Source organism: Gordonia spumicola, assembly GCF_009932475.1.
GTDB classification, from domain to species: domain Bacteria; phylum Actinomycetota; class Actinomycetes; order Mycobacteriales; family Mycobacteriaceae; genus Gordonia; species Gordonia spumicola.
The window spans coordinates 909,945-936,053 of sequence record NZ_BJOV01000005.1 but is presented as its reverse complement, the minus strand read 5'-3'; the positions used below and the strand labels follow the sequence as shown (position 1 = coordinate 936,053).

The window sequence follows — 26,109 nt, the reverse complement described above, 5'->3', positions numbered from 1 at the left end:
CCGCACACGTCATCGACGACGCGAACGCCCGGCGAGTCCGCGCACGATCGAGCGGAGCCTGCCGACACGCGGGCCGAGTTCACGCTCGAAACCGTGGTCCGTCGGAACGTAGTAGTCGACGCCTACCAGCGTGTCCGGGGCGTACTGCTGCGCGAGGACGCCGTCGGGGTGCTCGTGTGGGAACTTGTAGCCGACCGCGTTGCCGAGCTTCTTCGCTCCCGCGTAGTGGCCGTCGCGCAGGTGTGACGGAACCGCCCCGGCGCGGCCCGCTGAGATGTCGCTCATCGCCGCGCCGAGCGCGGACGTCACCGATCCCGACTTCGGGGCGGTCGCGATGTGGATCGTCGCCTGCGCCAGCGCGAGCTTGGCTTCGGGCATCCCGACGAGCTGCACCACCTGCGCCGCCGCGACCGCGGTCGCCAGCGCCGTCGGGTCGGCCATGCCGACGTCTTCACTTGCGTGGATCATCAGCCTGCGGGCGATGAACCGCGGGTCCTCCCCCGCGCTGATCATCCGGGCGAGGTAGTGCAGTGCGGCGTCGACGTCCGAGCCGCGCATCGACTTGATGAACGCGCTGGTCACGTCGTAGTGCTGGTCGCCCGCGCGGTCGTAGCGGACCGCGGCCCGGTCGATGGCCGCCTCGACGTCGGCGACCGCGATCGTCGCACCGTCCGAGCCGTCGGCGCTCGCCTCCAGCGCGGTCAGCGCGCGACGGGCGTCCCCTCCGGCGACGGCGACGAGGTGGTCGAGGGCCTCGTCGGACAGTTCGACCGCCCCGTCGAGCCCACGAGGATCGGCGACGGCCCTGGTCAGGACCGTCTTGACGTCGTCGTCGGTCAGTGAGCGCAACTGCAGCACCAGCGACCGCGACAGCAGCGGCGCCACCACCGAGAACGACGGGTTCTCCGTCGTCGCCGCCACCAGCAGGACGATCCGGTTCTCGACGGCGTCGAGCAACGCGTCCTGCTGGGTCTTGGAGAATCGATGGACCTCGTCGATGAACAGGACGGTCTGCTGTCCCTGGATGAGGCGTCGACGTGCGACGTCGATCACCGCGCGGACCTCTTTGACGCCTGCGGACAGCGCCGACAACGCCTCGAAACTCCCGCCGGTCGCCTGACTGATCAGCGACGCCATCGTCGTCTTGCCCGTGCCTGGCGGCCCGTACAGCAGCACCGACGATCCGCCGGAACCCGCGATCAGTCTCCGCAGCGGCGACCGTTCACCGAGCAGGTGGTCCTGCCCGACGACCTCGTCGAGCGATGCGGGCCGCATGCGGACGGCGAGCGGGGCCGACGGGGACGGCATCACCGGGCTCGACCGCTGAGCCGTCCCGATGTCGTCGAAGAGATCTCCCGAATCCGACATGGGCGGGGTCACTCGAACCAGAGTCGCTGCAGCGCCCGTCCGACGTCGCCCGCCACGTCGCGCACGACGGCGTCGTGCGACATGCGCGCGAGATCGGCCCATCGGGCGGTCACCACGCGCGGATCGGCGGTGTGCAGCGCCCAGTCGTGACCGGACGTGTCCGATTCGAGGATCCAGTACGTGCCGAGCCACACCCACAGGGTGCGCGCCGTCGACAGCAGCGAACGGAGCGTCCGGTCGTCGGCGAGCGCGGGCCACAGCGCGGCGACCTCCGATCGCCACGCGTCGGCGAGTGCGGTCTCCAGTTCGGCGACTCGGTCCGACGCCGGACCGGACAACGCTGACGGGAACGTCGTCAACGCGTACGCGACGTCGAGCGTCGCGTCCCGGAACGCGCCCCACTCGTAGTCCATGAACTGGACTCCGTCGTAGTTGATGAGGATGTTCTCGGGTCCGACGTCCGACGTGCTGAACGCCCGGAACCGGCCGTCGTCGAACAGTGCCAGTCCAGCGTCGAGGACGGCGCGGAACTCGTCGGGGACCGTGACCCCGATCTCGTCGGCGACGTCGTCGGTGCGCCGGACGGCTTCGCCCGCCTGCGCGTCGATGCCGGACGAGCAGATCGGGGCCGTCCGCTTGCGGTCGCCGCGGCGTCCGCTGACTCGGAGCAGGGTGTCGAAGTCGTCTTCGCCGCCGAAGGTGGCCGCGTGCATCCGACCGAGCGCCTGCCCCCAGGCGCTCACGCCGCGGCGGACCTCGTCGACGTCGGTCGAGGCCAGCAGGTCGGGCATCCGCCGTCCGTCGCCGAGGTCGGTGAGGACGAGGATCCGACTGTCCAAGTCGGACGCGAGGAGTTGCGGTCCGGGCCGGGACGACGACGGCAGCGCTGTCGCGTACCGGTACGACGCGATCTCGCGGAGCACCTGGTCGGCCGACGAATGGTCGTCGAACGCCTTGACGACGACGGTGCGGTCGATCGACAGCGGGTTGTCGGCGACCCGGACGCGCAGCACGGTGCTGCGGCCCGAGCCGCCGAGGTCCTCGGGGTCGTCGACGCGGACTCGGCTGCCTGCCCGCCGCGTCAGGACGTCCTGAGCGGTGTCGAGCACCGAATCGATTCGGTCATGTGCCACTACGGTCATGGACACTCAGGCGGACGCCTGTCCCTCTCCGGCCGCATCGGCGGCCTTGGCTGCGGGTTTGGCGTCGATGCCCGACTCCTTGCGCTGCTCCGGCGTGATGGCGGCGGGCGCATCGGTGAGCGGGTCGATGCCGCCGCCCGACTTCGGGAACGCGATGACCTCGCGGATGGACGACTCACCCGCGAGCAGCGAGGTGATGCGGTCCCAGCCGAACGCGATGCCGCCGTGCGGCGGTGCGCCGTAGGCGAAGGCGTCGAGCAGGAAGCCGAACTTCTCCTGCGCCTCCTCTTCGCCGATGCCCATGATCTTGAAGACGCGTTCCTGCACGTCGCGGCGATGGATGCGGATCGAGCCGCCGCCGATCTCGTTGCCGTTGCAGACGATGTCGTACGCGTAGGCGACGGCCGCGCCGGGGTCGGCCTCGAGGTTGTCGAGGCATTCCGGCTTGGGCGAGGTGAACGCGTGGTGCACGGCGGTCCAGGCTCCGGAGCCGACCGCGACGTCGCCCGCCTCGACGGCGTCGCCGGTCGGCTCGAACATCGGGGCGTCGACGACCCAGGTGAAGGCCCAGTCGCCGTCCTTGATGAGGTCGAGCTTGCGGGCGATCTCGCCGCGCGCCGCTCCGAGGAGTGCACGCATCTGCTTGGTCGGGCCGGCCGCGAAGAAGATGCAGTCGCCGGGCTTCGCGCCGACGTGGGCGGCGATGCCCTCGCGCTCGGCGTCGGAGATGTTCTTGGCGACCGGGCCGGTCAGGGTGCCGTCCTCCTGGACGAGGACGTAGGCGAGGCCCTTGGCTCCGCGCTGCTTGGCCCATTCCTGCCAGGCGTCGAGCTGGCGGCGCGGCTGCGACGCCCCGCCCGCCATGACGACCGCGCCGACGTACGGGGCCTGGAACACGCGGAACGGCGACTGGGCGAAGAACTCGGTGCATTCGACGAGTTCGATGTCGAACCGCAGGTCGGGCTTGTCGCTGCCGTAGCGCCGCATGGCGTCGGCGTAGGTGATGCGCGGGATCGGGGCGGTGATCTCGTAGCCGATCAGCTTCCACAGCGAGGTCAGGATCTCCTCGGCGAGCGCGATCACGTCGTCTTCGTCGACGAAGCTCATCTCGATGTCGAGCTGGGTGAACTCCGGCTGACGGTCGGCGCGGAAGTCTTCGTCGCGGTAGCAGCGCGCGATCTGGTAGTAGCGCTCCATGCCCGCGACCATCAGGAGCTGCTTGAACAGCTGGGGGCTCTGCGGGAGGGCGTAGAACGTGCCCGGCTGCAGGCGTGCGGGGACCAGGAAGTCGCGGGCGCCTTCGGGCGTCGACCGGGTGAGGGTCGGGGTCTCGATCTCGACGAAGTCGTGCGAGCCGAGGACCTCGCGGGCCGCGGCGCTGACCTTGGAGCGCAGGCGGATCGCCTTCGCGGGGCCTTCGCGGCGCAGGTCGAGATAGCGGTGGCGCAGGCGTGCTTCTTCTCCCGGCTGCTCGTCGAGCTGGAACGGCAGCGGGGCCGACTCGTTGAGGACGACGAGTTCGGTCGCGTTAAGTTCGATCGCTCCGGACTGCAGGGCCGGGTTCTCACTGCCCTCGGGACGCTCTTCGACGATGCCGGTGACCTTGACGCAGTATTCGGCGCGGAGTCGGTGCGCGGCTTCGGCGACCTCGTCGTCGCGGAACACGACCTGCACGAGGCCGGACGAGTCGCGGAGGTCGATGAAGACGACGCCGCCGTGATCGCGACGACGCGCGACCCAACCGGTGACGGTGACGGTCTGCGAGGCGTCCTCGCGGCGCAACGATCCGGCGAAATGCGTGCGGAGCACTGGGTTCCTTCCATATGCGCAGCACCACGTGCTGCCAGGATTGACTACTGTTCGGCCAATTCTACGTTTCGCCATCGACATGGCGACACCCGGCATGCGGGCGCGGCTACTGTTGTCGCATGACTTTTCAGGGCAGCGGACCGCTCGACACCAGTGACGTGTCGGCAGGCGGGTCCGGCGGGGGCGGCGGTTTCGGCGGCGGCAAGTTGGCGCTGGGCGGCGGAGCCGGTGTGATCGTCGCGATCCTCGCCCTGCTCTTCGGAATCAACCCGGGCGACATCATGGGCGGCGGCTCGGATCAGAACCAGAACCAGCAGGCCGCTCCCGGGCAGAACGGCTCGGTCGGAGGCGACACCGCGGAGCTGGACGCCCACATCCGTTCGTGCACCGTCGAGAAGGCCAACACCGACGACACCTGCCGGATCGTCGCGACCACCGTCAGCCTCAACAAGGTGTGGGCGTCGCAGATGCAGGGCTACACGAAGCCGAAGACGAAGATCTTCAGCGGCGACATCACGACGGGTTGCGGGGCCGCGTCGTCGGCGATGGGTCCGTTCTACTGCCCCGCCGACCGGACCGCGTACTTCGATCCGTCGTTCTTCGCCGATCTCAAGCGCATGGGCGGGTCGGACGGTCCCCTCGCTCAGGAGTACGTCGTCGCCCACGAGTACGGGCATCACGTCGAGAACCTGACAGGTGTCCTCGCCAAGGGCCAGCGGATGGGCAACGACGGATCGCGCCGCATCGAACTGCAGGCCGACTGCCTCGCGGGCGTCTGGGCCTACCACGCCGACAAGGGTCCGGACGCCATGTTGAAGCCGCTGACGGACGAGCAGATCGCGACGGTCATCCAATCGGCGAAAGCCATCGGCGACGACACCATCCAGGGCTCGCGCAGCAACCCCGAGGGCTGGACTCACGGCTCCGCCGCCCAGCGTCAGCGCTGGTTCAAGATCGGCTACGACGGCGGCAAACCCTCCCGCTGCGACACCTTCGCCACCAACGACCTGTAGACGCTCACTTCGTCAACAAACGCTCACGTCATCGACATCCGCTCACCTCGGGAGGGGAGCGAACGTCGTTGACGTGAGCGTTTGTCGTCAGACGCGGATACCCAGCACCTCGTAGCGCTCTCGCAGCATCGGCACCATGTGATTGCCACGCAAGTCGGCCCACACCCAACGTCGGACGTCCAGACCCAGGTCACGCAGGCGATCCTCGCGGATCTTCTCCCGGATGACGACGTTCTCCGGCTCCTCGCCGCGCCGCATTCCGCGGCGATACTTGACGAGACCGTCGAACTCCCCGACGAACCGTCCGTCGATGCCAAAGTCGCACCGGGCGAGCGAACCGTCGCGCAGCGTGTATTCGACCTGCAGATCGGGAATCGGCAGGTCGGCGTCGATCATCTGCGCTCTACTCCACGACTCCCCCGGCGATTCCGCGCGTCCGTCGGCGAAACCCAACGCACGACGGGCCACCCCGACGCCCTTTCGGTTCTTGACCAGCAGTGCGCTCAGTGCGTCGAGTTCGCACGCGGCCCGAAGCGCCGCGTCGAATACGGTGAGTGCCTGCGGGAACCTCCCGGCGAGCGCGATGTCGGCGGCCGTCCGGGCCAGGCTGGTCACGAGGAGTCCGTCCACCTCGACGACGTCGCCCGGACCGAACGCACTGCCATGAATCACTCGCGTGGGCCGGCGTGATCCGCCGGATTCGCGGCCCGTCGTCACATGAACGTGTCGATGATCCGGATAGAGGAGCCGCAGCCCGTGGACCGCGGCAGCCGACTCATGACTCAGCACAGGCGAACCCGGAGCCGTCGCGGCCGCAACGCAGACAAATCTATACAGTTCGTCCCGCTCATCGTCCGCGAGATCGATCGTCGATTGCGGGACGTACCGTCCTCGGCCGACGATCACCAAGACTCCCGCATGCACAGCGGCAGCGATCTGACGCTCAGAGAAGCCGTGAGCGAGCGCAGCGTCTCTGTTGACGATTCCGTACTTGTCTGTCGGCCACATGGGCTGAGTCAAGCGCGTTTCGCCTGATTCGTCACCTGCGTTGTCCACAGGCTGAAGAACGCTCATTTCGTCGACGTTCGCTCCCCTCGGGAGGTGAGCGAACGTCGACGAGATGAGCGAACTCAGATGTCGAGCACCGAGAGGACTTCGGCGAGGGCGTCGTCGAGGGCGACCTTGCGTTGGTCGCCGGTGGTGAGGTCTTTGAGTTCGATGGTGCGGTCGTCGAGTTCACGGTCGCCGAGGACGAGGGCGAGGCGGGCGCCGGAGCGGTCGGCGGCCTTCATGGCGCCCTTGAGGGCGCGGTCGCCGTAGGCGAGATCGACCTTCACGCCCGCGTCGCGCAGGCGACCCGCGAGGGCGACGAGCTCTGCCTTGGCCGCGGAGCCCATCGGGACGCCGAACACGTCGACCCGACCGACACCAGCGACGGAGACGCCCTCAGCCTCCAGGGCGAGGACCGTGCGGTCGACACCGATGCCGAAGCCGATGCCGGACAGCTCCTGCTTGCCGCCGATCTGCTTCATCAGACCGTCGTAGCGACCGCCGCCACCGATCCCCGACTGCGCGCCGAGGCCGTCGTGGACGAACTCGAACGTCGTCTTCGTGTAGTAGTCGAGGCCGCGGACCAGGCGCGGGTTGACCACGTACTCCACCCCGAGACGGTCCAGATGTCCCTTGACCTGCTCGAAGTGGTCGCGCGCCGAGTCGCTGAGGTGATCGAGCATGAGCGGCGCGTCGGCCGTCATCTCGCGGACCTCGGGGCGCTTGTCGTCGAGCACGCGCAGCGGGTTGATCAGCGCGCGCTCGCGCGTCGTCTCGTCGAGGTCGAGACCGAGCAGGAACTGCTGCAGCAGTTCGCGGTACTGCGGGCGGCACGTGTCGTCGCCCAACGACGTCAGATCGAGGCGGTAGCCGGTGAGCCCGAGACGCTTGTAGCCCTCGTCGGCGATCGCGATGACCTCGGCGTCCAACGCCGGATCGTCGACGCCGATCGCCTCGACGCCCACCTGCTGCAACTGGCGGTAGCGGCCGGCCTGCGGGCGCTCGTAGCGGAAGAACGGGCCCGAGTAGCAGAGCTTGACGGGCAGCTGACCGCGGTCCAGACCGTGCTGGATCACCGCGCGCATCACGCCCGCGGTGCCCTCCGGACGCAGCGTGACCGTGCGGCCCCCGCGATCGGCGAACGTGTACATCTCCTTCGAGACGACGTCCGTCGACTCGCCGACGCCGCGCGCGAACAGCGCGGTGTCCTCGAAGACCGGGAGTTCGATGTGCCCGTAGCCCGCCCGGTACGCGGCGTCGGTCAGCGCGGTGCGGACGGCGAGGAAGTCCGCAGACGCGGGCGGGAAGTAGTCCGGAATGCCTTTCGGCGCGGAGAATTCGCTCACAGTCCGTGGCGTCCTTTCGTGGGTGCATCGGGGAGGTCGACGAGGAACGGGTTGCCCACGCGCTCCGCACCGATGGTGGTCTGAGGTCCGTGACCGGGCAGGACGACCTGATCGTCGTCGCGGCCCATCAGCTTGTCGGCGATCGAGTCGAGCAACTGCTGGTGGCTGCCGCCCGGCAGGTCGGTGCGTCCGATCGACCCGTTGAACAGTACGTCGCCGGAGAAGCAGACCGAGACTCGATCTCCGGTCTCCGGGTCCGCGGGCAGATCGGGGGTCAGCAGGACGCTGCCGGGCGAATGTCCGGGCGCATGCGCGACGTCCCACCTCAACCCGGCGATCTCGACGTCCTCGCCGTCGACGAACTCGATCACCTTCTCCGGCTCGCGGAACACGGTGTCGCCGAGCATCTGCGCCATCGCGCGGCCGACGCCGACACCCGGGTCGGCGAGCATCGGACGGTCGGCGGCGTGGATGTACACGGGAATCGAGTACTCGTCGGCGAGTTCCTGCGCGTTCCACGTGTGGTCGAGGTGACCGTGGGTCAGGAAGATCGCGACCGGGTTCAGCGAGTGTTCGGCGAGCGCGTCGCGAACGATCGGCGCCGCGTCCTGTCCCGGATCGATGACGACCGCGTCCGATCCGGGTCCCTCGGCGACCAGATAACAGTTCGTCTGGAACATTCCGGCTGCGAATCCGGCGATCAGCACTGGCAGACCTCTCCCTCGATGTGTGACTTCGTCCCGCGTGTCGAACACCCATTGTCTCATCGACCCGTCAGGGCACTGCGATAGCATGGGGCCCGCTGCCCGGACCGACCCGCGCAGCCATCCGCCCACAGGAGGTTCCACGAGCGTGTCGACCAACGAGGAGCGTCGCGAAGCCGCCCGCCGCAAACTGGAGGAACGACTCCAGCGCGAGCAGCAGGCCGCCCAGAAGCGGAGGCTCGCACTGCTGGCAACCGCCGGAGTCGTCGTCGTCGCCATCGCGGCCGTCGGAGGGTTCCTCTGGTACAAGAAGTGGGACAACGACCGTCACACCACCTGTGACTACACGGCCGCGCCGTCGAACCTCGCCGACGCCATCAAGGCGTACGAGGGTCAGCTGAGCCAGGTCCCGGCCGACAAGAAAGCACAGGTCCAGGCCTACATCCAGCAGATGAAGGACGGCGAGAAGCTCGCCCGCACGTCACCGATGCCGGACGGCCGCACCCTCAACTCGGGCACCGTCGACCTGACCTTGACGACCAACTTCGGGGCCGTGCCGATCACTCTCGACCGCTCGCTTGCCGCCTGCAACGTCAACGCGGTCGTCTCGCTGGCCTCCAACGGCTACTACGACGGCACCAAGTGCCATCGCATGACGACGTCGGACACCCTGTCGGTCCTCCAGTGCGGCGACCCGACCCTCACCGGCATGACGGGTCCCGGCTGGCACAGCCCCGATGAGAACCCGCAGGGCCTCAAAGAGGTGCCCGTCGACCCGCAGATGGCCGCGCTCGGCCTCGCCCAGGGCGGCACCGTGATCTATCCCAGGGGAACCGTGGCGATAGCCAACAGCAACAACGCCGAACAGCAGCGTGAGAACACCGGCAGCGCCCAGTTCTTCATCGTCACCAAGGACTCTCAGCTCACCCCGACCCTGGCGATCGTCGGCCACGTCGACGAGGAGGGCATGAAGGTCATCGACAAGTCCGTGAAGGCCGGCATCGCGACGTCGCCCACCGACACCCCGACCGACGGCATGCCGAAGACGCCGCTGGAGATCAAGAACGCATCCGTGGCCTGACCCGGACCGACGACGGCCCGGCACCCGAATCGATCGGGGCCGGGCCGTTCTCGTCGTCGCGCTCAGGCCGCGGACGTGACGCGGTACACGTCGTAGACGCCCTCCACGTTGCGCACCACGTTCAGGACGTGACCCAGGTGTTTCGGGTCGCCCATCTCGAAGGTGAACCGGCTGATCGCCACCCGGTCCCTGCTTGTCGTGAGCGACGCGGACAGCAGGTTCACTCGTTCGTCGGCCAGCACCCTGGTCACATCCGACAGCAGTCGGTGACGATCGAGCGCCTCCACCTGGATCGCCACGAGGAACACCGCCGTGCTGTTCGCGGCCCACGCGACCGCGTGGAGGCGTTCGGGCTGGGAGCGCAGTTCGTCGGCGTTCGTGCAGTCCGTCCGGTGCACGCTGACGCCGCCGCCGCGCGTGATGAAGCCGATGATCTCGTCGCCCGGCACCGGAGTGCAGCATTTCGCCAGCTTGACCAGCACGTTGTCGATTCCTTCGACGACGACGCCGCTGTCGCCTCCCTGCCTCGACCGTCCGCTTTGCGTGGACGGCGTCGCGCGGTTCGCGATCTCCTCCTCGGCGGCTTCGACGCCGCCGAGCAGCGCGACCAGGCGGTGGACCATCCGCCCGGCCGGCACGTGCCCTTCGCCGACCGCCGAGTAGAGGGCGTCGACGTCGGCGAAACCGAACTCCTTCGCGACCGCGGTGACCGACTCGGCTGACAGGAGACGGTGCAGCGGCAGTCCCCCGCGCCGCACCTCCTTGACGATGGCCTCCTTGCCCGCCTCGAGCGCCTCCTCGCGACGCTCCTTCGCGAACCACTGCCGGATCTTCGCCTTCGCCCGAGGCGAGACGACGAAGTTCTGCCAGTCCTTGCTCGGGCCCGCGTTCTCGGCCTTCGACGTGAAGACCTCGATCACCTCGCCGTTCTCGAGGGGACGTTCCAGAGCGACGAGGCGGCCGTTGACCCGTGCCCCGATGCAGCGGTGCCCCACCTCGGTGTGCACGGCGTACGCGAAGTCGACCGGCGTCGACCCGGCGGGCAGCGTGATGACGTCTCCCTTCGGCGTGAAGACGAAGATCTCCTTGACCGCGAGGTCGTACCGCAACGACTCCAGGAACTCCCCCGGGTCGGCCGCTTCCCGCTGCCAGTCGAGCAGCTGCCGCATCCACGCCATGTCGTCCACTTCGGCGACGTCGGTGGCCTTGCGGCCCTTGCCTTTCCGGCCCTCCTTGTACCGCCAGTGGGCGGCGATGCCGAACTCCGCGGTCCGGTGCATCTCGAAGGTCCGGATCTGGATCTCCAGCGGCTTGCCCTCTGGCCCGATCACCGTGGTGTGCAGCGATTGGTAGACGCCGAAACTGGGCTGCGCGATGTAGTCCTTGAAGCGTCCGGCCATCGGCTGCCACAGCGAGTGGACGACGCCGATCGCCGCATAGCAGTCGCGCACCTCGTCACAGAGGACGCGCATGCCGACGAGGTCGTGGATGTCGTCGAAGTCCTTCCCTCGGACGATCATCTTCTGATAGATCGACCAGTAGTGCTTGGGGCGGCCTTCGACGCTCGCCTGGATGTGCGCGCCGCCGAGCGCGTTGTTCAGGTCGCTGCGCACCCGCGCGAGGTACGTGTCGCGGCTGGGCGCGCGGTCGGCGACCAGACGCACGATCTCCTCGTACTTCTTGGGGTGCAGGATCGCGAACGACAGGTCTTCGAGCTCCCATTTGACGGTCGCCATGCCGAGCCGGTGCGCGAGCGGCGCGATCACCTCCAGGGTCTCGCGGGCCTTGCGCGCCTGCTTCTCCGGCGGCAGGAACCGCATGGTCCGCATGTTGTGCAGGCGGTCGGCCACCTTGATGACGAGCACGCGCGGGTCGCGGGCCATCGCGATGATCATCTTGCGGATGGTCTCGCCTTCGGCGGCACTGCCCAGGGCCACCTTGTCGAGCTTGGTCACGCCGTCGACGAGGTGGGCGACCTCCGAACCGAAGTCCTTCTCCAACTCCTCCAGGGAGTAGCCGGTGTCCTCGACGGTGTCGTGCAACAGCGCAGCTACCAGCGTCGTCGTGTCCATCCCGAGGTCGGCGAGGATCGTCGCGACGGCGAGCGGATGCGTGATGTACGGATCGCCCGACTTCCGGAACTGGCCGGTGTGCCGCTGCTCGGCGACGTCGTACGCCTGCTGCAGCACGTTGACGTCGGCTTTCGGATAGACGTCCCGGTGAAGAGCGACGAGCGGTTCGAGGACGGCTGCCACTCCGCCCCGCGGAGGGGCCGTCATCCGACGTGCGAGACGGGCCCGCACTCGTCGGGAACTCAACGGTGCAGCGGCCTCATCGCTGCGTCGCGCGGCATCCGGTTCGCTCATGGTGCGAGTTTATGGCATCGCGTGCCCGGCCGGGTCAGCCCGTGCAGAGGTTGTGCACCCGGACCCGACCGCGACCGGCGGCGCCGACCACCTCGCGTCCGGGGAAGCCCTCGAGTTCCATGACGACGGCGACGTCGGTCACCTCGGCCCCGACCTGTTCGAGCAGGTCGAGGGTCGCGGCCAGAGTTCCGCCGGTGGCGAGGACGTCGTCGACCACGGCGACGCGTCGCCCGTGGAAGTCGATCCCGGACGCCGGTATCTCCAGGCGCGCCGACCCGTATTCGAGGGCGTAGTCGACGCCGATCACCGGCGGCGGCAGTTTGCCGCCCTTGCGCACGGCGACGACGCCGATCCCCAGGCGATGCGCGATCGCACCGCCGAGGAGGAAGCCGCGCGCGTCGATGCCCGCGATCAGGTCGGCGCCCGCGCAGGCGTCGGCGAGCGCCGCGGTGATGGCCTCGAGACCGTCCGCCGCCGCGAGGACGGGCGTCAGATCCTTGAACGCCACCCCCGGCTCGGGGAAGTCGGGCACGAGACGCGCATGCGTCTCGATGGCCTGTCGGGCGCGGTCCAGGTGCAGTGCGGTCGTCACGAGGCGGCTCCCCACCGGTCCATGTTCCAGCCGGTGCCCGACCGGCCCAGGCCAGGCACCACGCGGCTGACACCGGTGTACTCCCGCCCGCGGACCGTCCCGAACAGCGGGATCGACGGCAGTTGGTCCCACGCCTGGGTGTCGATGGTGCGCAGCAGCGGCAGCCGGGCGCTGTCGCTGGTCGTGGCGACGATGTCGTTGACGGCGTTGCGCACGGTCACATCGCGGAAGCCGGACAGGTTCAGCGGGTCGCCCGGGTAGAGCGCGTAGAGGGCGGGAACGCCGCTGGCCGATCCCGACGCCGCGAACGTGTCGCCGGACATCAGGACCGCATCGGCGTCCTTGCCGAGCGCGGCGACGGAGAAGTCGGGAGACGACACATCGCGGACGGTGATCCCCGCGCCGACGCACGATGCGGCGACGGCGTCCACGACCGCCTTGTCGACCGTCGAGCCCGCCGGGTAGCCGATCCGGATCACCGGTTTGGGTCGACGACCGTTCGTGTCGATCGGCCGCTGGTCGAGGAGCGCGCGAGCGCGAGCCGCATCCGACCGCGGGTACCGCCTGCCGAACTGGACGTTCAGCGACGGCCCGAGCGTGTCGGCGGGCGCCGCGCTGCGCAGATTCCAGACGATGCCGTTGGCTCCGTGCGCTCGCGCGAGCTGATTGCGCGGCATGCACGACGCCAGTGCGCGACGGACGAGGGCGTCGGCCACGACTCCCCTCCCGGCGAAGACGAGGCTCGTCACCGACAGCGGAGCCGCGTCGCGTGCGGAGCCGCGGTCGGTGACGGCGGCGCGTCCGGCCAGCGTGTCCGCGGCCGAGAGGTCTGCGGAGTCGACGACGTCGACGCGTCCGTCGGCGAGCGCCCCGGCGCCGTTCGTGCCCGCGGTCCAGACGGTCACGTCGCCCAGCGCGGGCCGCCCGCCCCACCATTTGTCGTTGGCGACGAGCCGCAGCCCTTCATCGGTGGAGTACGACTCCACGCGGTACGGGCCGGACGACAGGATCGTGTCCTTGTCCACCTCCCGTCCGGGAGCCAGAGCGAAGCCGGTGTTCCAGGCGTCGGCGATCTTGCCGAGCGCCTTCGCGTCCTTGCCGGTGATCGCGCCGTGCACGTCGGCGACCCCGGCGATGCGACCGACGACGTGTGCGGGCAGCAGCGTGCCCGCGCCGAACAGTCCGGCCCAGTCGCCGTACGACGCACCCTGTCGGAATGTGACTGTCGCCGACCGCGCGCCGGGCGCGCAGTCGACCTTGTCGATGTCCTGGTAGCCGGCGTGGGTCGCGGCGTCGAACCCGGCGACCCTGCCGCCCATGGCGGTGGCGGCGAGGAGCAGGTCGTCGCAGGTCATCGCGTGCCCGTCGGAGTAGACGGCGTCGGCCGAGAACTCGTACCGAACGGTCATCGGCGACGACTCCTGCAGCGTCGCCGTGCCGATGTCACGGTCGGCGACGGTCTGTCCCTGCGGGCCGATGTAGGAGAAGCCGGGCAGCACCCTGGTCAACGCCATCAGCGCGCCGTCGGCGTATCCGTCGCGTGTGTTCACGTTCAGGCTCCGCACGCGCGCGTCGACGAGGTAGTCGACGCTCGACTTCTCGTCGTCGCCGCATGCGACGAGGAGTGTTCCCGCGGCCGCGAGCGCCGCAGTCAATGCTGCGACCCTGCGCAGCCGCGGGCCGATCACGCCGCTGCCCGTTCCCGTCGAGCGACGACCTTCGCGGTGTGCCTCTTCACGTCCGTGCGCATCTCCTTCAGCGTCACCAGCAGCGGCGAGGCGAGGAAGATCGACGAGTACGTGCCGACGACGACGCCGACGAGCTGGATCAGCGCCAGGTCCTTCAGCGTGCCGACGCCGAGCATCCACACGGCGACGACGATCAGCGCGATGATCGGCAGCACCGAGATCACGGTGGTGTTGATCGAGCGCATGAACGTCTGGTTGACGGCGAGGTTCGTCTGCTCGGCGTACGTCCGTCGCGACGACGCGAACACCGAGCGGGTGTTCTCCTCGACCTTGTCGAACACGACGACCGTGTCGTAGACGGAGAAGCCGAGGATCGTCAACAGGCCGATGACGGTCGCCGGGGTCACTTCCCAGCCGACGAGCGAGTAGACGCCCGCCGTCGCCACGATGTCGAACAGCAGCGAGACGAGGGCGGCGGCCGACATCTCGCGGTCGAAGCGGATCGCGATGTACACGAAGACGACCACCAGGAACACGATCAGCGCGATCACCATCTTGCGGGTGATCTCCGCGCCCCACGTCGAACTGACGTCGGAGCTGCTGACGTCGGCCTGGTCGATCGTGAAGGTCGACGCCAGTCCCTCGGACAGCTTGGCTGCGTCCTCGTGCGACAGCGTCTCCGTCCGGACCTGGATGGTCGCGGCCGCGCCTGCGCCTGCCTTCTGGACCGACTCCGGCGAGTGGCCGAGGATCTTGTCGAACGCGTCGGTGACCGACGACGTGGTGACCGTGTCCGAGGCCGGGATCGACACCTGCGTGCCTCCCTCGAAGTCGATGCCGGGGGTGAATCCGCGGAAGATCATCGACAGGACACAGACCAGCATGATCACGCCGGAGATGATGTACAGCCGCTTCCGCGATCGGGGTCCGACGACGTCGAACGCGCCGGTACCCGAGTACAGACGCGAGAAGAACGACGTGTTCTCGGCCGCGACGTAGTCCTCGTCGGACCAGGTTGTTGTTGCCTTCTCGTCACTCATTTCGACCCCTTCACAACGGTCGTAGCGTCGTTCGTTGCACGTGCGGCGGCCGCGCGACGCTTACGCGCAACGTCGGAGACCGCACCGAGGCCGTTGATGCCGGGCCGCGACAGGAACTCCGTGCGGCTCGCCATCACGACGAGCGGATGCGTGACGAGGAAGACGATGACGACGTCGATGACGGTGGTGAGGCCGAGCGTGAATGCGAAGCCCTTGACTTGGCCGACCGCGAGCACGTAGATGATCACGGCGGCGAGGAAGCTGACGGCGTTGCCCGTCCAGACGGTGCGCCGCGCACTCTGCCAGCCTCGGGTGACGGCCGACCGGAACGATCTGCCCTCTCTCATCTCGTCCTTTATTCGTTCGAAGTAGACGACGAACGAGTCGGCGGTCATGCCGATGCCGATGATCAGACCGGCGATGCCCGACAGGTCGAGGGTGAATCCGATCCAGCGTCCGAGCAGCACGATCAGGCCGTAGACGATGGCCGCGGCCAGCACCAGCGACAGGAAGGTGAGGAAGCCGAGCATCCGGTAGTAGGCGAGCGCGTAGATCAGCACCGCGATCAGACCGATCGCACCCGCGATGAGGCCCGCGCGCAGCGAGGTGAGGCCGAGAGTGGCCGACACGGTCTGCGCGTCCGACTGCGAGAACGACAGCGGCAGCGAGCCGTACTTGAGGGCGTTGGCGAGGTCGACGGTCTCCGACTGGGTGAACTTGCCGCTGATCTCCGTGGTGCCGATGATGGCGCTGTTGATCGTCGCCGCGGACACCACACGCGTGTCGAGCACGGTAGCGGTGGTCTTGCCGACGTTCTTGGCCGTGTAGTCGATCCAGGTCTGCTTGCCCTCACCGCGGTAGTCGACGGCGACGACCCACTGGCCCGCCTGGTTCTGCTGCGACTTCGCGCTGGCGACGTCGGTGCCGCGGATGATCATCGGAGCCAGCAGGTACACCTGGCCGTCGTTCTGGCCGCAGGCGACGAGGTACTGGTCGGGCTTGTCGTAACCGACGAGCGGATCGTTGGCGTCGGCTGCGCAGTTGACCTTGCTCATCTCCGCCTGGAGACGGGCGAGGGCCTTCTGGTCGGCGTTCGCCGGGGCCTGCCGTGCGGCGCGCGCGTCGGCGACGGCCTGTTTCTGCTGTTCGGCCGTCATCTCGGCAGGCTTCTTCGCGTTCGGGTCGGCCTTCTGCGGCACCGCGGCCTGCGAGGTGACGACCGGGCGGATGAACAGCTGTGCCGTCTGACCGAGGCTGCGCGCCTGTTTGCCGTCGTCACCCGGCACCGTGATCACGAGGGTGTCGCCGTTGACGACGACTTCGGATCCGCCGACGCCGAGACCGTTGACACGCTGCTCGATGATCTGGCGCGCGTCGTCGAGCTGCGCGCGGGTCGGCGGCTTGCCGTCCTCGGTACGCGCGCTGAGCACCACGCGCGTGCCGCCCTGCAGGTCGATGCCCAGTTTGGGCTCGGCCTTGTGGTCACCGGTCGCGAAGATCAGCGCGTAAACCGCGCCGAGCACGGCGAGAAACGCGAGGAGAGGCACCCACGGGGGCGTCTCCCGCTGCGCGGAGCGCCGCGCAGTGAGTGGATTGTTGCTGGTCACGTCGGAGGAGTCTACTTCTCTTCGGGCTTGTCGCCGGACTCGTCGTCGGCGTTCTTGTTCAGATCGGTCTTCTTCGTCACATCGTCGAGTGCGGCCGGGCTGTCGGGCACCTCGATGTCGTCGATGTCCGACGCGTCGTCGTTCGTGTCGTCGGTGTCGGGGCTGACCGCCTCGCGGATGGCGAGACGATTCCATTCGGTGACGACGCCGGGTGCGATCTCGATGAGCACGGTGTCGTCGTCGCTGGTGTCGACGAGAGTGCCGAACATGCCGGAGTGCAGTTGGACGCGCGTGCCGACGGAGAGCGAGGCCTGCATGTCGGCCGCGGCGGCGGCACGCTTCTTCTGGTTCCGGATGCTCATGAACATGAACACGGCCATCGCCGCCAGCATCAGCGGGATGATCAGGGAGTTGGTCATGGCCTCCAGTGTGCCAGGCCCGGTGGCCGCGGCCGGTGCACAGGTGGCACGGACGTCACGAACGCGACGTCGTCACCATTCCTCGAGCGTGGTGTACCCGTCCTGGACGGCGCGCGCGAACAACGCCGACTTGGTGGTCGCCTCGCGCCCCGCGGCGGCGTACTTCGCCCGGATCCGGACGATGTGCGTGCTGACCGTCGCGGGGCTGATGAACAGCTTCTCCGCGGCGGCCTCCTTCGAGCCGAGGCGCAGCCAGGTGGTCAACACCTCGACCTCGCGTGCCGACAGCGTCGGTCGCTGCGCCCTGCGGACCGGCTCGTGGTGAGTTCCGTCGAACACGATGTGCCTCCTCGACTATGCGGACATGATCGATGTTTCGAATGAATCTCATCGTGGCGCGCGGCCAGGGCCGCGATCGCGTGGAACTATCGTCTGACCACAAGTCGATACACATTCCGATACGCCGACCTGGGCGTATGGACCTGACGGAAGGCCAGCTCGATGCATCCGGAGGCCGTCTCCTCCCGCGAAGAACTCGGTCGCGCACTCACTGACCTGCGCGTCGCCGCAGACCTGAGCGTCCGCGACGTCGCGTCTGCGGCCGACGCGCTGCAAGGCACGGTCGCCGGCTGGTTCGCGGGCCAGCACGCGCCCACCCGCGCGAGTCGCGACATGTTCGAGAGGGTGCTGTCCGTGTGCGGTGTGCCCGACGCCGCGGGCCACGACATGTGGTGGGCCGCGGTGCAGCGGACCGGCAGGCGCGGCGGGCGGCGGAAGGCCCGGACCGCGTCGCCCTATCCCGGACTCGACCCGCTCGGGCCCGACGACGGCAGACTCTTCTTCGGGCGCGACGATCAGGTGGCGCGACTCGTCGAGATCGTCACGGCCCAGGCGCGCGCCCGTCGCGACGACCTCGCGGGCTCCGGCGACGCCGCGGCCTTCCGCGCGGCGCTCGTCGTCGGATCGTCGGGCGTCGGCAAGTCGTCTCTCGTCCGCGCCGGTCTGATGGCCGAGACCGCCGAGGGCCGGGCCCTCGACGGCTGGCACGCGGTCGTCTTCACTCCGGGAGACGATCCGGCGGCGGCACTGCGGACCGCCGTCGCCGCCGTCCCGTCCGACGCCGCGTCCCCACTGATCGTGATCGTCGACCAGATGGAAGAGCTGTGGACCCAGGCCGGCGCGGACGCGCTCGTCGCGTACGACGCGGCGTTCGCGGAGGTGATCGACGGGCGGGTCGTGATCCCCGTCGGCGTGCTGCGCGCCGACTTCTACGGACGTGCGGCGGAGATGCCCGGACTGGCCGGTGTGCTCGCCGACGCGCAGCTGGTGGTGCCGCCGATGGACCGCGAGCAGATGCGGCGCATCATCACCGGACCCGCGGCCGTCGCCGACCTCGTGGTCGACGACGAGCTCGTCGAGCTGCTGCTCGACGACGTCGCTCCCACCGACGGGTCCCGCCAGGCGGGCGCCGGCGTCCTGCCGTTGCTGTCGTACGCGCTGCGCGCGGTGTGGGAGCGTTCCGACGGACGCCACCTGACGTTGGCCGACTACGTCGCCACCGGGCGCATCTCGGGCGCCGTCGAGCTAGCCGCCGAACGCGTGTACGCCGACTTCGCCCCCGCCGACCGGGTCGTCGCCCGGCGCACCCTCCTGTCGATGGTGAACGTCGACGAGGACACCGTCTCTCGTCGACCCGTGCGCCTGGCCGACCTCGACGCGGCCGACACGTCCGACCCGGTGGCCCGGGTGCTCGACGCGTTCGCCGACGCACGACTCATCACGGTCACCGCGACGCACGCCCAGTTCGCTCACGAGGCGCTCCTCACCGCGTGGCCGAGGCTCGGTGAATGGCTCGACGGCGACCGCGAACGGCTGCTGCTCCACCGTCGCCTGCGCACACTGCAGGAGACGTGGGAGAGCAACGGTCGGCCCGACGGCCTCCTGCCCGAGCGGGGCAGGCTCGAAGTGTTCGAGACTCTCCCCGACAGCGAGTTGTCGCAGGCCAACCGCGAGTTCCTGGCGTCGGCGCGCGCCGCGGACGCCGCCAAGGTCGACATCGAACGCCGCCGGACCGCGCAGCTCCGGCGGGCCGCGCTGTTCGCGACCGTCTTCGGCGTCGTCGCGTTGATCGCCGCGGTGACCGCCGTCGTGTTCGTCATCAAGGCCAACGACCAGACCGAGCGTGCGGACCGCGCGCGGATGGAGACCGCGAGCCGACAGATCGCGGTCCAGGCCGATCAACTGCGGGACCGCGACCCGCTGCTCGCCGCGCAACTCGCGATGGTCGCGTACCGGCAGTCGCCGACCGTCGAAGCCAGGTCGACCCTCAGCGACACCCTGTCCGGTTCGGTCCCGATCCGGTTCGCGGGCGACGGCGGCTCCACGCTGCTCGCGCAGGCTCCGGGACGGATCGTCGCCGCGGGCGGCAGCGGGCAGGTCCGCGTGTTCACCGCCGACGAGCACGGGATCACCGCTCAGATCGGCGATTTCCGTGCGGGCGACACCACCGCGGACAAGCTGATCGGCGGCATCGCCCTGTCGTCGGACGGTGCAACCGTCTATCTCGGCGGGCGCGGCGCGGTGAACGTCTGGGACATCACCGACGCGAAGCGTCCGGTCAAGAAGTACTCGTTGACCGACGTGACAGGCGACGCGAACGCGCTCGCTCTCAGCCCCGACGGCCGGACACTCGCGGCCACCGTCACCGGAACGGGTCTGCACGTGTGGACGGCGGATGCGGCGGGCGGTTGGACGCGCGTCGCCCTGCCCGACAAGGTGATGGGCGTCGACGGGGCGGTCACGTTCTCCGCCGACTCGCGGTCGATGGCGTCATCGACGGCCACCCACCGGATCGACCTCTGGCGCGTCGACGGCGGGCGGATCACCGACGCCGGGCAGATCGCGCTCAGCGGCACCCCCAATCAGCTCGCCCAAGGACTCAGCTACCTGCCCGACGGGCGACTGGCCGCGGCGCTGCGGAGCAGGACGGTGGACGTCTACGACGTGTCCGATCCGGCGGCGCCGAAACTCACCACCCAGTTCACCGGCTTCACGAGTTGGGCACGATCGGTGCGCTCGGACGCCACCGGATCGCACCTGCTGACGACCGGGTCGGACAACTCGGTGAGCGTCTACGACGTGGCTGCGCCCGCGGACCCGCCGCGTCGTCTGCCGACCGCGGCCAACTCGTCCGCCGCGCTGTTCGTCGGTGATCACGTGATCGTCGCCAGCGACGACGGCCGCGTCATGGACTGGCCGCCGGCCCGCAACGTGCTGCAGGTCGGCACCAAGAACGTCTTCCAGGTCCCGGCGACGCCCTCGGGCAGCAGGATGTTCGCCGCCGACCCGTCCGACCGAGGGAAGATCACGCAGTGGCGGCTCGTCGACGGCGCCTACGTCAGCGCCGGACCCGACCTCGTCCCCCCGGACGGCACGGTGTACTCGGGCGCCGTCGTCACGACGCCCGACGGGCGCTGGCTCGCGATCGGCTCAGCGGACGGCACCGTCGCATTCGCCGATGTGTCCGATCCGGCGAGGCCGCACGTCGTCGGCTCCACCAGGGCCGAGACGGGTCTCAACGAGACCGTCGACTACAGCCCGGTGTCGCACCTCGCGGTGACCGGCGGCGTCGAGTCGCGGATCGTGACGATCATCGACGCCCACGATCCGACACGACCGCGGACCGTCGGGACGTTCGACGCGGGCGGCGGCGTCTGGTGGACCTCGCTCAGCCCCGACGGGACGTCGATGGCGGTCGCGACGACGACCGGCCAGGTGCGGCTCGTCGACGTCAGTCGACCCGACCGACCACTCGCGCACCCCGATCCGCTGACGTTCAAGGCGGCCGTGCTGTCCACTCGATTCGACAGCACCGGGCGCAGGCTCGTCGCCACGTCGGAGGATCGAGTGGTGGCCGTCGCCGACATCGGCGACCCGACGTCGCCGCGCGAGACGGCTCGCCTGACCGGGCCGGCGGGACAGCCGTACTCGGCCGCGTTCTCCCCCGACGGTCGGCACCTGATCGCGGGCGGCAGCAACTCGGAGATCTGGGTGTGGAGCCTCGACGGCGACACTCCGAGCGAGGCCATGGTGATCCACTCGTTCCCCGGCAACGTCTACGACGTCCGGTTCATCGGCGACGGGGCCTTCCTGGCGTCCGGCGCCGGTGGTCGCGTCGAGTCGTGGACGCTCGACCCCGACGCGCTGATCGACGCCGAGTGCGCCCGCCTCGGCGACGAGATCACCGAGACCGAGTGGGACACGTATGTGCCCGGTCTCCCCTACTCGCCGCCGTGTCCGTAGGCCGCCGGGCCCAGGATCAGTCGAAGAGGGTCTCTTCGCGGGCGCGGACGCCGTGGACGCGATCGATGGCGTCGGGCGGCGGAGTCAGGTTCAGGTGATGCCAGGCGGCCGCGGTGGCGACGCGGCCGCGCGGGGTGCGGGCGATCATGCCAGCCCGGACGAGGAACGGTTCGCAGACCTCTTCGACGGTGGCCGACTCCTCCCCGACGGCGACGGCGAGCGTCGACACGCCGACGGGTCCGCCGCCGAACCCGCGGACGAGCGCGCCGAGGACCGCCCGGTCGAGTCGGTCGAGTCCTAGTTCGTCCACGTCGTAGACGGCGAGCGCCGCACGGGCCGCGACGAGGTCCACGCGGCCGTCGCCGCGGACCTCCGCGTAGTCGCGGACACGGCGCAGCAGGCGGTTCGCGATGCGTGGCGTGCCGCGGGAGCGGCCCGCCACCTCCACGGCGGCCTCGTCGTCGATGTCGATGCCGAGGATGTGCGCGGAGCGAGTGAGCACGCGGACCAGTTCGGCGGGCTCGTAGAACTCCATGTGAGCGGTGAACCCGAACCGGTCGCGCAACGGGCCGGTGAGCGCACCGGACCGGGTCGTCGCCCCCACCAGCGTGAACGGCGCGATGTCGAGGGGAATCGAGGTGGCGCCGGGCCCCTTGCCGACGACGACGTCGACCCGGAAGTCCTCCATCGCCAGGTACAGCATCTCTTCGGCCGGACGTGCGATGCGGTGGATCTCGTCGATGAACAGCACGTCGCCTTCGACGAGATTCGACAGCATCGCGGCGAGGTCGCCCGCCCGTTCGAGCGCCGGCCCCGAGGTGATCCGGATGGCGGCGCCCATCTCGCCTGCGATGATCATGGCGAGCGACGTCTTGCCGAGCCCGGGAGGACCGGACAGCAGGATGTGGTCGGGGGTGCGTCCGCGCGCACGCGCCGCATGGAGCACGAGTTCGAGCTGCTCACGGACCTTCGGCTGGCCGATGAAGTCGTGCAGGCTCGACGGCCGCAGGCTCGCGTCGAGGTCGCGGTCGGCGGGGACCGCCTCCGCCCCGGTGAGACGATCGTCGTCGAAGTCGTCGGTCATCGACGCGGACCGAGGCCTGCGAGCGCCGTGCGCAGCAGCGTCGACGAGTCGGCGTCCGGCTGGGCGGCCAGCACCGCGGCGACGGCCTGTTGCGCGGCGTTCTCGGTGAACCCGAGCCCGACGAGCGCCTCGGTCACCTGTCCGCCGACCCCCGCGGGCGCGGCCCCGGGGATTCCGGCGGCCGCCGAACCCGCGTCGACCTTGTCGCGAAGTTCGACGACGAGGCGCTCGGCGACGCGCTTGCCGATGCCGGGGACCGCGGTGAGCGCCTTGGCGTCCGACTCGGCGAGTGCCCGGCGCAGGCTGTCGGGTTCGAGGACGGCGAGGGTCGCCATCGCCAACCGCGGTCCCACCCCGGTGACGGTCTGCAGCAGCCCGAACAGGTCGCGCGCCTCCGGGTCGGTGAAGCCGTACAGCGTCATCGAGTCCTCACGGACGATCATCGACGTCAAGAGCCTCGCGTGTTCGCCGCGGGTGAGACGACCGAGCGTCGGCGGCGTCGCGAGCACGCGGTAGCCGACTCCCCCGCATTCGACGACGGCGTGATCGAGGGCGATGTCGATGACTTCACCGGACACGGACGCGATCATCGGGCTGCCTCCTCCCGTGCCGCCCGCAGGCGGGCACGATGACGTTCCTGTGCGGCCTTCGCCGCGCGCGCGGCCGCCTCCATCCGTTCGTTGACCGGCCCTCGCCAGCAGTGGCACACCGCGAGCGCAAGCGCGTCCGCCGCGTCGGCGGGCTTCGGCGGCGTCTGCAGCCCGAGGATCCGGGTGATCATGGCCGTGACCTGCGCCTTGTCGGCGCGGCCGGAGCCGGTCACGGCCGCCTTCACCTCGGACGGCGTGTGGAACCGCACCGGGATCCCGCGCTGCGCCGCGGCCAGCGCGACGACGCCCGCGGCCTGCGCCGTGCCCATCGCCGTGCTGACCTGCCGCTGCGCGAAGACCCGCTCGACCGCGACGACGTCCGGCTCATGCGTGTCGAGCCAGTGCTCGACGCCGCGGTGCACGGCGAGCAGCCGCTCGGCCAACTCCATGTCGGCCGGGGTGCGGACCACGTCGACGTCGAGCGCCGTGACGCCGCGTCCGCCCGTCGACTCGACCAGCGCCACACCACATCGGGTGAGACCCGGATCGACGCCCATCACCCGCATGAGACGACCCACTCTCCGAACAACCGCGCCGCGCCGATCGCAACGAACGTTTGTTCGAGACTATCAGTCGTTGTCGAGCTCTGCGAGGACCTCGTCGCTGATGTCGACATTGCTGTAGACGTTCTGCACATCGTCGGAGTCTTCGAGCGCGTCGATGAGCTTGAACATCTTGCGTGCGCCGTCGGCGTCGACGGCGACCTCGACCGACGCACGGAAGTCGGGCTCGGCCGACTCGTAGTCGATGCCCGCCTCCTGCAGTGCGGTGCGCACGGCGATGAGGTCGGTCGGCTCGCTGACGATCTCGAACTGCTCGCCGAGGTCGGTGACTTCTTCGGCGCCCGCGTCGAGCACCGCCATGAGCACGTCGTCCTCGGTCTGGTCGCCCTTGTCCAGGGTGACGACGCCCTTGCGCGCGAACAGGTACGACACCGAACCCGGATCGGCCATGTTGCCGCCGTTGCGGGTCATCGCGGTGCGGACCTCGCCCGCCGCACGGTTGCGGTTGTCGGTGAGGCACTCGATGAGGATCGCGACACCGTTGGGGCCGTAGCCCTCGTACATGATGGTCTGCCAGTCGGCTCCGCCGCCCTCTTCACCGCCGCCGCGCTTGCGCGCGCGTTCGATGTTGTCGTTGGGGACCGACGACTTCTTGGCCTTCTGGATCGCGTCGAAGAGCGTCGGGTTGCCCGCCGGGTCACCGCCACCGGTACGAGCCGCCACCTCGATGTTCTTGATCAGCTTGGCGAACATCTTGCCGCGCTTGGCGTCGATGACCGCCTTCTTGTGCTTGGTGGTGGCCCATTTGGAGTGGCCGCTCATAGTGGTGCTTCCTTCCGTTTACGACTGTGAAATCCTACGCTCCCGCGACCATGTCGACGAAGAAGCGGTGCACTCGGTGGTCCCCGGTGACCTCGGGGTGGAACGACGTCGCCAGCACGTTCCGCTGCCGTACGGCGACGACACGCCCGGCCGCCGGGCCGTCGGGGACCGTCGCGAGCACGTCGACTCCGGCGCCGACCGATTCGACCCACGGCGCGCGGATGAACACAGCCCGCATCGGATCGGCCCCCGGCAGGTCGGTGATGCCTGCGAACTGCAGGTCGGTCTCGAACGACTCGACCTGCCGACCGAACGCGTTGCGTCGGACCGTGACGTCGAGCGCGTCGAGGTGGCGCGCGTCGGCTCGGGTGTCCAGGATCGTGGACGCCAACATGATCATGCCCGCGCACGACCCGTAGGCGGGCAGTCCGTCGCGCAGGCGGTCCACGAGCGGATCGTAGAGGTCGAACACGCCGAGCAGTTTGCTCATCGTCGTCGACTCCCCGCCGGGGATGACGATGCCGTCCACGCGGTCGAGTTCGGACACCCGCCGGACCGGCAGTGCGTGCGCCCCCGCCTCGACGAGGGCCGCGGTGTGTTCGCGCACGTCCCCCTGCAGGGCGAGAACGCCGATCGTCGGGCTCACGTGGCGGGCCTGGTCACGCTCGCGATCGAATGCGGTACACCGGTGCGCGTCAGCCCCTCCTGGGTGACCGCGGCGACCATCCGGCCCGCGCGGTCGAAGATCCGACCCTGGGTAAGCGCCCGCGCACCGCCCGCCGACGGCGACGTCTGGTCGTAGAGCAGCCAGTCGTCCGCCCGGAACGGACGCAGGAACCACATGGCGTGGTCCAAGGACGCGTTCTGGGTCTCGACGCCGCGGTGGGCGGTCGCGGACGAGCCGAGCAGCGTCATGTCGCTCATGTACGCGAGCGTGCACACGTGGAGCAGCTGGTCGTCGGGCAGCGGCTTGCGGTAGCGGAACCACACCCGTTGCTGCGCCGCGAAGGCGTCGTTGGTGACGAGCCGGTCCCGGGGCACGATGCGGATGTCGAAGTTCTCCCACTCGGAGAAGAACACCTTCGCGTTGCCGCGCAACTGGTCCCGCTTGTCCTGCTGATCGGCCAGAGTCTCCGGATCGGGCGCGGGCGGCATCGAGTCCTGGTGCTCGATGCCGTGATCGTCGACGATGTGGAACGACGCCGACATGGAGAAGATCGTCTCGCCGTTCTGCACGCCGGTCACGCGGCGGGTGACGAACGACCGCCCGTCTCGGATGCGTTCGACGAGGAAGACCGCGGGCTGATCGGGCTTGCCCGGCCGGAGGAAGTAGCCGTGCAGCGAGTGCACCGCGAACTCGGACGACACCGTCCTCGTCGCGGCGACGAGCGCCTGGCCCGCGACCTGGCCGCCGAACGTGCGGCGCAGGGCGCTGGCGAACGCGCCGCCGCGGTAGATGTCGTCGTCGATCCGTTCTACGGACAGGATCTCCTCGATGTCAGGCACAGGGAGAATTATCCCTC

Annotated in this window: 22 protein-coding genes; 3 read left to right on the top strand and 19 right to left on the bottom strand. The window is 69.4% G+C overall.

Annotation, left to right across the window (positions count from 1 at the left end; genetic code table 11):
• Nucleotides 1-9 precede the first annotated feature (9 nt).
• The 3 genes from GYB83_RS15650 to aspS all read right to left on the bottom strand — a co-directional run bounded on the left by GYB83_RS15650 (nt 10) and on the right by aspS (nt 4,319).
• Nucleotides 10-1,308: a replication-associated recombination protein A gene (locus GYB83_RS15650; protein WP_228461754.1), complete on the bottom strand. Its 1,299-nt coding sequence runs from the start codon at nt 1,306-1,308 to the stop codon at nt 10-12.
• Nucleotides 1,309-1,376: 68 nt separating this feature from the next.
• On the bottom strand, nt 1,377-2,510 hold the full coding sequence (locus GYB83_RS15645) for a phosphotransferase (protein WP_161896341.1): 1,134 nt from the start codon (nt 2,508-2,510) through the stop codon (nt 1,377-1,379).
• A gap of 6 nt (nt 2,511-2,516) precedes the next feature.
• Complete coding sequence (gene aspS, locus GYB83_RS15640) at nt 2,517-4,319, bottom strand: aspartate--tRNA ligase (protein WP_161896340.1); 1,803 nt, start codon at nt 4,317-4,319, stop codon at nt 2,517-2,519.
• Nucleotides 4,320-4,438: 119 nt separating this feature from the next.
• On the opposite strand from aspS, the gene ypfJ reads away from it, so the two are divergent.
• Entirely contained in the window at nt 4,439-5,332 is an 894-nt protein-coding gene (gene ypfJ, locus GYB83_RS15635; RefSeq protein WP_161896339.1) for a KPN_02809 family neutral zinc metallopeptidase, read from the top strand.
• A gap of 87 nt (nt 5,333-5,419) precedes the next feature.
• Here the strand turns inward: ypfJ and GYB83_RS23675 are convergent, their stop codons facing one another.
• The 3 genes from GYB83_RS23675 to GYB83_RS15620 all read right to left on the bottom strand — a co-directional run bounded on the left by GYB83_RS23675 (nt 5,420) and on the right by GYB83_RS15620 (nt 8,435).
• Nucleotides 5,420-6,004 carry a hypothetical protein gene (locus GYB83_RS23675; protein ID WP_228461519.1) on the bottom strand — a complete coding sequence of 195 codons (585 nt, stop codon included), beginning with the start codon at nt 6,002-6,004 and terminating at the stop codon, nt 5,420-5,422.
• 458 nt (nt 6,005-6,462) lie between these two features.
• Nucleotides 6,463-7,728 (bottom strand): histidine--tRNA ligase, encoded by a 1,266-nt coding sequence (gene hisS, locus GYB83_RS15625; protein ID WP_161896337.1) that lies wholly within the window; start codon nt 7,726-7,728, stop codon nt 6,463-6,465.
• Nucleotides 7,725-8,435, bottom strand: a complete 711-nt coding sequence (locus GYB83_RS15620) for an MBL fold metallo-hydrolase (RefSeq protein WP_161896336.1) — start codon at nt 8,433-8,435, stop codon at nt 7,725-7,727. The genes hisS and GYB83_RS15620 overlap by 4 nt, the downstream gene beginning before the upstream one ends.
• A 145-nt stretch (nt 8,436-8,580) precedes the next feature.
• On the opposite strand from GYB83_RS15620, the gene GYB83_RS15615 reads away from it, so the two are divergent.
• Nucleotides 8,581-9,513 (top strand): peptidylprolyl isomerase, encoded by a 933-nt coding sequence (locus GYB83_RS15615; RefSeq protein ID WP_161896335.1) that lies wholly within the window; start codon nt 8,581-8,583, stop codon nt 9,511-9,513.
• A gap of 62 nt (nt 9,514-9,575) precedes the next feature.
• Here GYB83_RS15615 and GYB83_RS15610 read toward each other — a convergent pair whose 3' ends face one another.
• From GYB83_RS15610 to GYB83_RS15580, 7 genes are all read right to left on the bottom strand, one after another.
• The gene (locus tag GYB83_RS15610; RefSeq protein WP_186349792.1) at nt 9,576-11,879 is read right to left on the bottom strand and encodes a RelA/SpoT family protein; all 2,304 of its coding nucleotides are present in this window, start codon (nt 11,877-11,879) and stop codon (nt 9,576-9,578) included.
• Nucleotides 11,880-11,913: 34 nt separating this feature from the next.
• Nucleotides 11,914-12,471, bottom strand: a complete 558-nt coding sequence (locus GYB83_RS15605) for an adenine phosphoribosyltransferase (protein ID WP_161896334.1) — start codon at nt 12,469-12,471, stop codon at nt 11,914-11,916.
• Complete coding sequence (locus tag GYB83_RS15600) at nt 12,468-14,159, bottom strand: ABC transporter substrate-binding protein (protein WP_161896333.1); 1,692 nt, start codon at nt 14,157-14,159, stop codon at nt 12,468-12,470. Before GYB83_RS15600 ends, GYB83_RS15605 begins: the two co-directional genes overlap by 4 nt.
• Entirely contained in the window at nt 14,156-15,199 is a 1,044-nt protein-coding gene (secF, locus tag GYB83_RS15595) for a protein translocase subunit SecF (protein ID WP_161896332.1), read from the bottom strand. The genes GYB83_RS15600 and secF overlap by 4 nt, the downstream gene beginning before the upstream one ends.
• Complete coding sequence (gene secD, locus GYB83_RS15590) at nt 15,196-16,806, bottom strand: protein translocase subunit SecD (protein WP_161896331.1); 1,611 nt, start codon at nt 16,804-16,806, stop codon at nt 15,196-15,198. The genes secF and secD overlap by 4 nt, the downstream gene beginning before the upstream one ends.
• Before the next feature lie 11 nt (nt 16,807-16,817).
• Nucleotides 16,818-17,225 carry a preprotein translocase subunit YajC gene (yajC, locus tag GYB83_RS15585; protein ID WP_161896330.1) on the bottom strand — a complete coding sequence of 136 codons (408 nt, stop codon included), beginning with the start codon at nt 17,223-17,225 and terminating at the stop codon, nt 16,818-16,820.
• Between the two features lie 72 nt (nt 17,226-17,297).
• Nucleotides 17,298-17,564 carry a LuxR C-terminal-related transcriptional regulator gene (locus tag GYB83_RS15580; protein ID WP_161896329.1) on the bottom strand — a complete coding sequence of 89 codons (267 nt, stop codon included), beginning with the start codon at nt 17,562-17,564 and terminating at the stop codon, nt 17,298-17,300.
• Between the two features lie 162 nt (nt 17,565-17,726).
• On the opposite strand from GYB83_RS15580, the gene GYB83_RS15575 reads away from it, so the two are divergent.
• Nucleotides 17,727-21,527, top strand: a complete 3,801-nt coding sequence (locus GYB83_RS15575; RefSeq protein WP_161896328.1) for an nSTAND1 domain-containing NTPase — start codon at nt 17,727-17,729, stop codon at nt 21,525-21,527.
• Between the two features lie 16 nt (nt 21,528-21,543).
• On the opposite strand, the gene ruvB is transcribed toward GYB83_RS15575, so the two are convergent.
• The 6 genes from ruvB to GYB83_RS15545 form a co-directional block, all read right to left on the bottom strand.
• Nucleotides 21,544-22,611, bottom strand: a complete 1,068-nt coding sequence (gene ruvB / locus GYB83_RS15570) for a Holliday junction branch migration DNA helicase RuvB (protein WP_161896327.1) — start codon at nt 22,609-22,611, stop codon at nt 21,544-21,546.
• Nucleotides 22,608-23,201: a Holliday junction branch migration protein RuvA gene (gene ruvA / locus GYB83_RS15565; RefSeq protein ID WP_161896326.1), complete on the bottom strand. Its 594-nt coding sequence runs from the start codon at nt 23,199-23,201 to the stop codon at nt 22,608-22,610. The genes ruvB and ruvA overlap by 4 nt, the downstream gene beginning before the upstream one ends.
• The gene (ruvC, locus tag GYB83_RS15560; RefSeq protein ID WP_186349857.1) at nt 23,198-23,767 is read right to left on the bottom strand and encodes a crossover junction endodeoxyribonuclease RuvC; all 570 of its coding nucleotides are present in this window, start codon (nt 23,765-23,767) and stop codon (nt 23,198-23,200) included. The genes ruvA and ruvC overlap by 4 nt, the downstream gene beginning before the upstream one ends.
• Nucleotides 23,768-23,830: 63 nt before the next feature.
• Nucleotides 23,831-24,586, bottom strand: a complete 756-nt coding sequence (locus tag GYB83_RS15555) for a YebC/PmpR family DNA-binding transcriptional regulator (RefSeq protein WP_161896324.1) — start codon at nt 24,584-24,586, stop codon at nt 23,831-23,833.
• 34 nt (nt 24,587-24,620) lie between these two features.
• The gene (gene pdxT, locus GYB83_RS15550; protein ID WP_161896323.1) at nt 24,621-25,232 is read right to left on the bottom strand and encodes a pyridoxal 5'-phosphate synthase glutaminase subunit PdxT; all 612 of its coding nucleotides are present in this window, start codon (nt 25,230-25,232) and stop codon (nt 24,621-24,623) included.
• Nucleotides 25,229-26,092: an acyl-CoA thioesterase gene (locus GYB83_RS15545; RefSeq protein WP_161896322.1), complete on the bottom strand. Its 864-nt coding sequence runs from the start codon at nt 26,090-26,092 to the stop codon at nt 25,229-25,231. The genes pdxT and GYB83_RS15545 overlap by 4 nt, the downstream gene beginning before the upstream one ends.
• Nucleotides 26,093-26,109: the final 17 nt, after the last annotated feature.